Annotated in this window: 7 protein-coding genes; 1 reads left to right on the top strand and 6 read right to left on the bottom strand. The window is 70.0% G+C overall.

The window, feature by feature from the left end; translation table 11 throughout:
* From Q4I23_RS25710 to Q4I23_RS25735, 6 genes are all read right to left on the bottom strand, one after another.
* Window positions 1-281, bottom strand: a 281-nt coding sequence (locus tag Q4I23_RS25710; protein ID WP_498528091.1) for a hypothetical protein, incomplete at its 3' end; no start/stop codon positions are given.
* Window positions 282-362: 81 nt separating this feature from the next.
* A complete protein-coding gene (locus Q4I23_RS25715; protein WP_498528092.1) occupies window positions 363-1,673 on the bottom strand; it encodes an MFS transporter in 1,311 nt (436 codons plus the stop codon).
* A 78-nt stretch (window positions 1,674-1,751) separates the two neighbouring features.
* On the bottom strand, window positions 1,752-2,777 hold the full coding sequence (locus Q4I23_RS25720; RefSeq protein ID WP_498528093.1) for a hypothetical protein: 1,026 nt from the start codon (window positions 2,775-2,777) through the stop codon (window positions 1,752-1,754).
* Window positions 2,778-2,877: 100 nt separating this feature from the next.
* Entirely contained in the window at window positions 2,878-3,117 is a 240-nt protein-coding gene (locus Q4I23_RS25725; RefSeq protein WP_498528094.1) for a hypothetical protein, read from the bottom strand.
* A gap of 69 nt (window positions 3,118-3,186) precedes the next feature.
* Window positions 3,187-4,821 carry a tetratricopeptide repeat protein gene (locus Q4I23_RS25730; RefSeq protein WP_498528095.1) on the bottom strand — a complete coding sequence of 545 codons (1,635 nt, stop codon included), beginning with the start codon at window positions 4,819-4,821 and terminating at the stop codon, window positions 3,187-3,189.
* 128 nt (window positions 4,822-4,949) lie between these two features.
* Window positions 4,950-9,806 (bottom strand): NAD-glutamate dehydrogenase, encoded by a 4,857-nt coding sequence (locus tag Q4I23_RS25735; protein ID WP_498528096.1) that lies wholly within the window; start codon window positions 9,804-9,806, stop codon window positions 4,950-4,952.
* Window positions 9,807-10,025: 219 nt separating this feature from the next.
* Here Q4I23_RS25735 and Q4I23_RS25740 point away from each other — a divergent pair.
* A partial coding sequence (locus Q4I23_RS25740) for a response regulator (protein WP_498528097.1) occupies window positions 10,026-10,595 on the top strand: 570 nt, incomplete at its 3' end.

Here is a 10,595-nt window from a genome sequence, read left to right on the forward strand (position 1 = left end):
GTTATAGTCTCGTGGGCTCGGAGATGTGTATAAGAGACAGGCCGCGCCCCCATCAGCCGCGCCAGCAGGGCGGCTTCGGTCTGCGGCGTTTTTCCGTCCGCACCGTCTTCCGGCTTCAGCCGCCCGGTCGCCGCCATGGCGATCAGCATCGCCGGATGCATCGCTGGATGATGCCCCGACGGACGCCCTGTCGACTCGTCTTCCCCACGCGCCGCGGCGTGGTCGCGGGCCAGCGCCTCGTTGATGTGCGCGAAGGCCTCGATGTCCTTGATGTGCAACATGTCCGTTCCGCCCTCCGCGCAAAGTTCGTTGTGCGTCGCAGCAAAAGGCAAGTTAGCAGCTTCCGCTGGGTGAATCCGCCGTCATGCCGCGGCGGACTGTCGCACCGTATTCGCATCGCCCGGTGCCGGCTCCCGAACCGTCAGCATAAGCCCAAAACCAATGACGAAGAAAGCCACAACGCTCGCCATGCCGGCCCGCTGGCTCTCGAACAGCGCGGTGGCCAGCCCGAAGGCGAGCGGCCCGACGAAGCCGGCCATGCGGCCGGTCAGGCTGTAGAGCCCGAACATCTCGCCCACCATGCCCGGCGGGGCCAGCCGCGCCATCATCGACCGCCCGGCCGCCTGCGCCGGCCCGAAGAAGGCGCCCAGCCCCAGGGCCAGCACCCAGAACCACGCCTTCTCCGTCGCCAGCAGCAGCGGCACGCCGAAGGCGGTCAGGCCGATCAGGCTGACCAGGATGGTCGGCTTGGCCCCCATCCGGTCGTCCACCCAGGCGAAACCGATGGCCCCGACGCCGGCCACTACGTTGAGCGCGATGGCGAAGAGCAGGATCTCCTCGAAGCTCATGCCGAAGGCGTGGGCGGCGAAGATGCCGCCGAAGGCGGTGATGGTGTTGATGCCGTCGCGGTAGATCGCGCTGGCGATCAGGAAGCGCAGCGTGTTGCGGTACTTGCGCGACTCCGCCAGCGTCCGGCGCAGCGTCGCCATGCCCTCCCGCGCGGCCTGCCGGATGCCCAGCCCGGTCGCCGGCACGTCCGGAACGAACAGGAAGAAGGGCAGGGCGAACAGCCCGTACCAGGCGGCGGCCAGCAGGGCGGTGGCGCGCACCGGCGCCTGCTCCGCCGTGTCGAGCAGGCCGAACAGCGGAGTGGGCGACTTCACGAAGACGAACAGCGCGACCACCAGACAGGCCAGCCCGCCGAAATAGCCGATGCCCCAGCCCCAGCCGGAGATCCGCCCGAGCATCCGCGGCGGCGCCAGCGCGGTCAGGCTGGCGTTGTAGAAGACGTTCGCCAGTTCGAAGGCGACGGTGCCGATGACCACGCAGACCAGGGCGAACAAAGCGTGGGACGGGTCGGGTTTCACCCACCAGAGCGCGGCGCAGAAGACCACGGTCAGGGCGGTGAACAGCGCCATCCACGGCTTGCGCCGCCCCGTCCGGTCGGCCACCGCGCCCAGCACGGGGCTGAGCAGGGCGATCAGCAACCCGGCGACGGTCAGCGCCGCGCTCCAGCGCGAGGCCCCGGCCACCTCGTCCCCGACCACGCCGCGGGCGAAATAGACCGAGAAGATGAAGGTCGTGACGATGGTGTTGTACGACGAGTTCGCCCAGTCGTAGAGGCACCAGGACGCGATGGCACGGCGGCTCGGCGCCTCGGCGGTGTGGGGCATGCTGAAGGATCGGCCGTCTGTTGTCCGGGATGACCCACTCTAGGCAAAGCGGCCGGGAATGCCAACCCGGGGGCGGAGCTACGCCGGTTTGGCGGAGTCCGCCGCCGGCGTGGTGGCTTTCGCCAGTGCCATGCCCTGGGCGATGCCTTGCGCCACGTTCCGGGCGGCGGTGGCGTCCAGTCGGGACTCGAAGCCCTTGAACCACGCCTGTGTCTTCAACTCGTCCGGTGTCTTGGGGATGTGCCGCAGCGGGTCGGACTGCGACCGGTCCATCGCCTGCTTGATCAGGGTCGCAAGCGGGTTGTCGCTGTCGAGCTTTTCCGGTTCATCGCCCTTCTCCCTCGTGTGGATTTCGTAGGACACCTGCGCCGACGCCCGGCGTGTCGCCCATTCGGTCGAGGTCTTCTCCTCGGGGCCGACGGCGTCCAGGAAGGTGAGGTTCGCCTTCATCCTTGCGGCCTCGTCGCCGCGGAACGGATCGGTGAAGCTGGCCTCCTGGCTGATCGGACCGTTGTAGAGGCCCATGGCCAGCCCCTCCTGCTGCGCCATGATCGATTGGGCGATGTCCTGCTCCTGCTTGGAGAAGTGGCCACCGGCGTTGCTGCGCACCGCCTCCAGCGAGCGGCGGTCGAGATCGCCCATCAGTGAGTACCAGTCCCGACCCTCGAAGCTGTCGAAGTCGAAGGCCTTTCCGCCGGCCTTCATGGCCTCGTACTGCGCATCCATGCGGGCGCGGGCGTCCTTGGCAATGGCCGGCCCGCTCAGGCCCGCCGAGCTGGACACTGCCCCCGGATCGGACGCCGCCTTGGCCAGCGCCGTGGCGGGCTTGCCGTCCCGCATCGGGAAATAGGCGGCGTAGGGGTCCCCCGCCGCGGCACTGGTCGTGGTCTTGCCGGCCTTGGACGCGGTGGTGGTCGCCATGAAGGCCTGGGCTTCGACGGACAGGGTGACGAAGACAGCCGAGCCGCCGGAGGCCGACGCCGCCTGACCGGCGGCGGTCTGCGACGGGGCTCCCTTGTCAGCGCCCAGCACGGTCAGCGCCGCCTTGAGGCTGAAACCGAGGCTGAGGCCGGAGGCCGGCGCGTTCGACGGGTTGATCGACATGAGGCCCTCCCGACCATCCAGGCGGGCACTTCGGTCGCTGCCGCCATTCGTTGATAGAAGCCTAGCGCGTTCAGGCGGAGGTTGTCAAAAGAGCGTAGCTTTATTCGGTATGGCGAATGGCCGCGGGCGAATTGGACGGCGCGGGTTCGTCGAGGTGAACCGGAACGACGTCGATGGTGGGGCGACGTTCGTCCAAGCGTGTGTCGATCCGCGCGCGCAGATCCATCATCTGCGCCTGGATCGCCTCGATCTCCGCCTTCTGCCGCTCCAGGTCGGACAGGTCCGGCAAGGGGGTAGCGAGGGCGGTGGCGATGCGGTCAGGTGTCTTGTCGGTGCTCATGCGGCCTCTCCGGTTCGGCGTCGGTCGGCTGGCGTCGGCCCGCGGGAAAACCCGAAGGCGCGCGTCCGCTCAGCCACCCACGCCGAACGAAATCTGGTTGTTGTCGTAGCGGGCGACGATGGTCAGCCGGTCGCCGGGGCGCACGCGGATCGGCGTCTCCAGATAGGTCATCGCCTGCTTCCAGTGGTTCGTCCGCGCCCGGCTTTCGGAGCGGTAGACGACCTCCTCGTCCATCTGCAGGTCGAACCAGAAGGCGACGCCGTGACAGGTGCCCTCCGCCGTGATCTCCACGGCGATCTCGCGGCCGCCCTCCTCGGGCATGTTGCGGGTGAAGTCGAAGTCGAGCGCGGTGAAGGCGGCCGACAGCGGCGTGTGGGTTTCGGCGCCGAGGTCGATCTGCTGATAGCCGGGGGAGCGGAACACGTCGAAGGTCGACATGTCGAAGCCGCCGATGGTCTTCACCGGGTTGATGCGGGCCAGTTCCGGCGTCTCCACGAGCATGGCGTAGACGGTCGAGGCGCGCGGAATGATCGCGCCGCCGGGCTTCACCAGATGGGTGCGCGCGTGCTGCAGCACCGACAGCATGCGCGGCGCCAGCATGCCGATGTTGATGAGCTCCGACACGAAGACGTCGGCCTTCTCCGGCAGGTCGCCGCCCGCGCCCACCGACAGACGGGTGGACAGCTTCGGCACCACGTCGATGCGGTCGGCGTAGCCGTTGTTGGCGACGGTCTCGCGGGCGATGCGGGCGAGGATCGGGTTCACCTCGCAGGTCACCACCTTCCGCGCCCCGGCGCGCGCCGCCATCATGGCGACGATGCCCGAGCCGGTGCCGATCTCCAGGACCAGCGAGTCGGGGGTCACCGCGCGCTTCAGCGCCGCCTCGTAGGCGTCGTTGCGCTCGAAATCGTTGATCATCGGCAGGTGCCAGCCGGGGACGGCGTTGGAATAGATCAGCCGGCGGGTGAACTGCACCAGCGGGTGGTCCGGCGCGATGGCGCGGGCGGCCTCGATGGCCTCCACCGCCTCGTTGGCGCGATCGAGGCTCTGCAGCGTGTGGGCGAGGCCGACATGGGCGGGGACGAAGCGGGGCGCCGCCGCGATCACCATGCGGAACGCCTCCTCGGCCTCCTCCAGGGCGCCGCGGGTGCTCAGCGCCTCGGCGAGGTTGTAGCGGGCCTCCAGATACTCCGGCGCCCGTTCCAGCGCGGCGCGGAAGGCGGCCTCCGCCTCGTCCAGCCGGCCCAGCTCGCGCAGGGTGGTGCCCAGGAAATTGTGCATCTCCGGCGCGTCGCCGCGCAGGGCCAGGGCGGCGCGGAAGGCGCCCTCGGCGTCCTCCAGCCGGCCCAGCGCCTTCAGCGCGTTGCCCAGATTGCCGTGAAGCTCCGGCAGGCGGTCGTTGAGGGCGATGCCGGCGCGGAACGCTGCCTCCGCCTCCGCCGCACGGCCGAGCTGGAAGAGCAGGCTGCCGCGGCTGTTGTGGAAGGAGGGGTCCTTGCCGTCCTCGGAAATCGCCAGAGCGAAGAGGTCGAGCGCGCCGTCGGGATGGCCGGTGTGGGCGGCGACGACGCCCAGCAGGTGCAGGGCCTGCGCGTTGTGCGGGTCGGTCGCCAGGATCGCCCGGCAGGCCGCCTCCGCCCCGCCCAGATCGTTCGTCCGCAGCAGGCGGATGGCGTCGTTCAGGGTCGGCTGGGGGTCGGTCATCGCGGCGGGCTCCGGTTGGGCGGACAATCCTTGGATTGGCCGCACCATAGCCGGAAAGCGGGCGGGACGCATGGGAAACCCTCGTCCGGACCCGCCCGAAGGGGGCCGGACGAGGGGTTTCAAGCCGTTTACCCCGCGGTCAGTCCGCGGAGCTGCCGGTTCGCCACCGCCAGCATCGACAGGTCGACGTTGGGCTGGGTGCGCAGCTCGGACAGGAGCTGCTCCACCCGCTCCACCACCGGGCGGCGGTGGGCGATCCAGGCCTCAACGGGAGCTTCCGCGGGAAGCTGGTCCACCGCCTCCAGAACGCGGGTGGTCAGCGCGGTCTGGTGGGCGAACAGGTCGTCCACCAGGGCGGCCACCGCCTGCTTCTGCCAATGGTTCTCCGCCTTCGCCGCGGCGGCCTTGTCGCGCAGCCACTCCAGGCCGAAGCGGCGGCCCAGCATGAAGTAGACCGCGGCGACGTCCGCCACCCCGCGCCCGGTGCGCCCGGCGATGCGGACGAGGTCGGGGGCGGCGGCCAGAACCGGCAGCGCCGCCATGCGGCGGGCCAGCTCGGCGGGAACGCCCTGCTCCTGGTAGGAGGCGACGCGGGCGGTCAGGCGGGCCGTCTCCTCGGCGTCCAGCACGTTGTCGAGACCGGCCAGAAGCGTCTCGATGCCGGGCCGGAAGGCCTCCGTCTCGTGGGCGATGTCCAGCGGCTGCGGGCAGCTCGCCAGGAACCAGGCGGCGGCGCGCTCCATGTGGCGGACCGTCTCCAGGATCATGCTGGTCTGGAGCGCGGCCGGGACGACGGTGTCGAGATCCTCGATCCCCGTCCACAGCGAGCGCAGGCCGAAGGCGTCGCGCACGATGGTGTAGGCGCGGGCGACGTCCGCCGGCCCCATGCCGGTCTTCTCCATCATCTCCTTGACGAAGGTCGGGCCGGTGCGGTTGACGAGGCTGTTGGTGACGCTGGTCGCGATGATCTCCCGCCGCAGCCGGTGCCGCCCCACCGCCTCCGCATGGGTCTTGCGCAGCGGCTTGGGGAAGTAGCGGGTGAGGTCGTCGGCCATGAAGGGATCGTCCGGCAGGTCCGACGCCAGCAGATCGTCGTAGAGGGTGATCTTGGCGTAGGCCAGCAGCACCGCCAGCTCGGGCCGGGTCAGCCCCTCGCGGTTGGCCATGCGGGCGGACAGCTCCTCCTCGTCGGGCAGATACTCGATGGCGCGGTTCAGCCGCCCCGCCTTCTCCAGCGAGCGGATCAGCCGGGCCTGCGCCTCCAGCGCGTCGGGACCCTGCGCGCGGGCGACGGTCAGCGCCTGGCTCTGCAGGTAGTTGTCGGCCAGCACCAGACCGGCCACCTCGTCGGTCATGGCGGCGAGCAGCTGGTCGCGCTGCTTCAGCGTCATGTCGCCTCGGACGACCACGTCGTTCAGCAGGATCTTGATGTTCACCTCATGGTCGGAGGTGTCCACGCCCGCCGAATTGTCGATGGCGTCGGTGTTCAGCCGCACCCCGTGCTGCGCCGCCTCGATGCGGCCGCGCTGGGTGACGCCCAGGTTGGCGCCCTCGCCGATCACCTTGGCCCGCACGTCGCGCCCGTCGATGCGCAGCGCGTCGTTGGCCTTGTCGCCAACCTCGGCGTTGGTTTCCTCCGCCGCCTTCAGGTAGGTGCCGATGCCGCCGAACCACAGCAGGTCCACCTCGGCCTTCAGCAGGGTCTGCATCAGCTCCAGCGGGGTGACGTGGTCCTTGGCGATGCCGAAGCGCTGGCGGATCTCCGGAGTCAGCTCCAGCGACTTGGCGGAGCGGTCGAAGATGCGGCCGCCCGCGGACAGCAGCGACGCGTCGTAGTCCGCCCAGGAGGAGCGCGGCAGGTCGAACAGGCGCTGCCGCTCCTCCCAGCTCCGCGCGGCGTCGGGGTCGGGATCGATGAAGATGTGCCGGTGGTCGAAGGCGGCGAGCAGGCGGATGTGCTTCGACAGCAGCATGCCGTTGCCGAACACGTCGCCCGACATGTCGCCGACGCCGACGACGGTGAAGTCCTGCGTCTGGGTGTCGTGCCCCAGCTCGCGGAAATGGCGCTTCACCGATTCCCAGGCGCCGCGGGCGGTGATGCCCATCTTCTTGTGGTCATAGCCGGCGGAGCCGCCCGACGCGAAGGCGTCGCCCAGCCAGAAGCCGTGGTCCACCGACACCGAATTGGCGATGTCGGAGAAGGTCGCGGTGCCCTTGTCGGCGGCGACCACCAGATAGGGATCGTCCCCGTCGTGGCGGACCACCTCGGGCGGCGGCACCACCGCGCCCTCGGCGTCGAGGTTGTCGGTGATGTCCAGCAGGCCGCGCATCAGCGTCTTGTAGCACTCGATGCCCTCGGCCAGCGCCGCCTCGCGCCCGGCGGACGGCGGCGGTGGGCGCTTCACCACGAAGCCGCCCTTCGAGCCGACCGGCACGATGACGGTGTTCTTGACCATCTGCGCCTTCATCAGCCCGAGGATCTCCGTGCGGAAATCCTCGCGCCGGTCGGACCAGCGGATGCCGCCGCGTGCCACCTTGCCGCCGCGCAGATGGACGCCTTCCATCCGCGGGCTGTAGACGAACACCTCGACCATCGGGCGGGGAAGCGGCAGGTCGTCGATGTGGCGGCTGTCGATCTTGAAGGAGAGGTAGGTCTTGGGCCGCCCGTCCGCGCCGTTCTGATAGGCGTTGGTGCGCAGCGTGTTGCACAGCAGGTTGAGGAAGCGCCGCAGGATGCGGTCCTCGTCCAGGTTCTTCACCCCGTCGAGCGCGCGTTCGATCTCCGCGGCCAGCCCCGGATCGTTCTGCGGGCGGCGGGCCGGGTCGAAGCGGCTGTGGAACAGGGCGACCAGCTTGCGCGCGATGGCCGGATGGCCGGCCAGCGTGCTTTCCACCACGTCCTGCCCGTAGGGGATGCGGGCCTGGCGCAGGTACTTGGCGTAGGCGCGCAGCACCGTCACCTCCCGCGCGGTCAGGCCGGCACGCAGGACGAGGCGGTTGAAGCCGTCATCCTCCATCCGGCCGTCCCAGACGGCGGCGAAGGCGTCCTGGAACTTCTCCTTGACCATCGCGCAGTCGATGGGCAGCCCGTTCTGGGAGCGCGCGGTGAAGTCGTGGATCCACACCGGGGCGGCGTGGCCGGCGATGGCGATCTCGAAGGGGGACTCGGTGATCACCTTCAGGTCCATGTGCTCCAGCATGGGCAGCACGTCGGACAGCGGCACCGGGCGGCCTTCGTGGTAGATCTTGACGTGCAGCTCGTCCCCTTCGGCCTCCAGCGGGCGGTAGAGGTTGATGCCCAACGTGCCCTGGGCCGTCGCCTTCTCGATGCGGTCGATGTCGAAGACGGCGGCTTCCGCGTTGAACTCCTCGCGGTAGGCGGTGGGGAAGGCGTCGGCGTAGCGGCGGAACAGGGTGCGCCCCTGCTCCTCGCCGTGGGCCTCGACCAGCGCGTCGCGCAGATGGTCGTCCCAGCCGCGCGACGCCTGGACCAGCCGCGCCTCCAGATCGGTGGCGTCGACGGCGGGCACGCGGCCCGGCTCGGTCCGGATGATGAAATGCAGGCGGGCCAGCACGCTTTCGGTCAGCTGCGTGGTGAAGCCGGTGCAGGTGCCGGCGTAGGCGGCCTCCAGGATGGACTGGATGCGCCGGCGCAGCGTGGTGTCGTAGCGGTCGCGCGGCACGTAGACAAGGCAGGAGGCGAAGCGCTCGAACGGGTCCTTGCGCACGAACAGGGCCAGCCGCTGCCGCTCCTGCAGGTGCAGGATGCCGACCGCGATGTCCAGCAGCTCCGGCACCTGGATCTGGAACAGTTCGTCGCGCGGGTAGGTCTCCAGGATGTGCAGAAGCGCCTTGCCGTCATGGCCCTGCGGGTCGAAGCCGGCCAGCTCCATCACCTCCGCGACCTTGCGGCGGAGATAGGGGATCTCGCGCGGGCTGCGGTTGTAGGCGACGGAGGTGAAGAGCCCGGCGACCAGCCGCTCGCCGACGATCCGCCCCTCGGCGTCGAAGCGCTTGATGAGGATGGCGTCCATCGGGACGGAGCGGTGCACGGGGGAGGGGCGGTTGCCCTTGGTCACCATCAGCACGCGCGGGTTGCGCAGGAAGTCGCGCACGTCGGGCGGCAGGGTGGCGTAGTTGCGCAGCCCGTCGAAGACGGTGACGGAGTCGTCGCGCAGGATGCCCAGACCGCTGCCGGCGACCAGACCCAGCGAGGAGTCCGCCCCGTCGGCGCCGCTCTCGAAGCGGTATTCGCGGTAGCCGAGGAAGGTGAAATGGTCGTCGTCGGCCCAGGACAGGAAGGCCTTGGCCTCGTCCACCTCGTCGTCGGGGATGATGGCCGGGACGGCGGCGCGGGCGCAGTCGGCCTCCACGATGGCGGCGCGCACCTGCTGGCGCATGGCCCGCCAGTCGGCGACGGCGGCGCGCACGTCGGCCAGCACGCGCTCCAACCCCTCGCGGGCCTGCTCCAGAGCGGCGGCGCCGGTGACCGCGCCGACCTCGACATGCATGAAGGATTCGGGGGCCGCGTCGGTGGGGGCCGCCGCCGGCTCGTACATCTCCACCAGCTGGCCGTCGGCGTCGCGCTTGACCCGCACCACGGGGTGGATGACCAGATGCACGGTCAGCCCCTGGCGGTTCAGCTCCGCGGTCACCGAGTCGACGAGGAACGGCATGTCGTCGTTGACGATCTCCACCACCGTGCGGTGGGATTGCCAGCCATGCTCCTCGACGCGGGGATTGTAGACGCGGACCTTGGCGCGGTCCGTCGCCTCGCGCTGCTGGCCCCACTGCCACATGGCCAGCGCCGCTCCGTAGAGCTGCTCGGCCGGAGCCTGGATGATGTCGTCGGGCGGGACGTTGTCGTAGAACTGCCGTACGAAGCGCTCCGCCGGTGCCGCACGGCTGCGGCCCAGCCGCTCGCGAACCTGCCGCACGACCTCTTCGGTCAGCTCGTCCTTGAGCTGTTCGGCCCTGAGAGCCATCGCTCCAATCCTTCCCTGATTTTTTGCGGCGGTTTGCCGCCGTTGTAGGCAAAGGGTAGCCGATTTGCCGCGACAGGCAACAGGCGGAGGGGCGTAACCGGAAGAGGCGGTTATTACGGAGAAGCCCTTCGTGTCCAAACCGATGAAAGTTGAATGAATCGGGAAGTGGGCGTATTTTTTGTGCAGGCGCGCGCACCGCGCGCAACCATCGAGACGGTTATGCCCAACGACGACGCCCGCCCGCCGGAGGCCACTCCGGTTCCGCCCGCCAAGCCCCGCCTGCACGTCCTCGTGGTCGATCCCGATCCGGCGCTGGCCGGGCTGACGCGCGCCGCGCTCGACGGCTTCGCGCTGGACGGGGCGCCGGTGACGGTGCTGACCGCCGCGACCGTCGCCGAGGCGCGGGAGGCGCTGTACCGCAACCCCGGCACCGCCGCCGTCCTGCTGGAGCCGGTGCTGGACCCCGCGGCGGAGGGGGTGCCGGAAGGGCTCGGCCTCATCGACCACATCCGCAAAGATCTGGGGAACAGCCGTGTCCGCATCCTGGTCTGCACCGCCCATCCCGAGCGGGCGCCGGAGGAGGTGGTGGTGGAGGGCCACGACGTCAGCGACTACCGCCTGAAGGACGGGCTGACGGCGCGCACGCTGCGCACCGCGGTGGTCCCGCGGCTGCGCGCCTTCCTCAACCTGCAGACCCAGGCGGCCGGGCGCAAGGCGCTGGCCCGCATGCTGGTGGCGACCACCGGCCTGCTGGAGATGCGCACTCCGGACGTGCTGTTCCCCAACATC

The sequence above is a fragment of the Azospirillum sp. UFLA03-27 genome (assembly GCF_059803775.1).

Excerpts from the sequence above, each read along its gene's own strand:
- Q4I23_RS25715 (WP_498528092.1), bottom strand. The coding sequence starts at position 1,673 with ATGCCCCACACCGCCGAGGCGCCGAGCCGCCGTGCCATCGCGTCCTGG.
- Q4I23_RS25720 (WP_498528093.1), bottom strand. The coding sequence starts at position 2,777 with ATGTCGATCAACCCGTCGAACGCGCCGGCCTCCGGCCTCAGCCTCGGT.
- Q4I23_RS25725 (WP_498528094.1), bottom strand. The coding sequence starts at position 3,117 with ATGAGCACCGACAAGACACCTGACCGCATCGCCACCGCCCTCGCTACC.
- Q4I23_RS25730 (WP_498528095.1), bottom strand. The coding sequence starts at position 4,821 with ATGACCGACCCCCAGCCGACCCTGAACGACGCCATCCGCCTGCTGCGG.
- Q4I23_RS25735 (WP_498528096.1), bottom strand. The coding sequence starts at position 9,806 with ATGGCTCTCAGGGCCGAACAGCTCAAGGACGAGCTGACCGAAGAGGTC.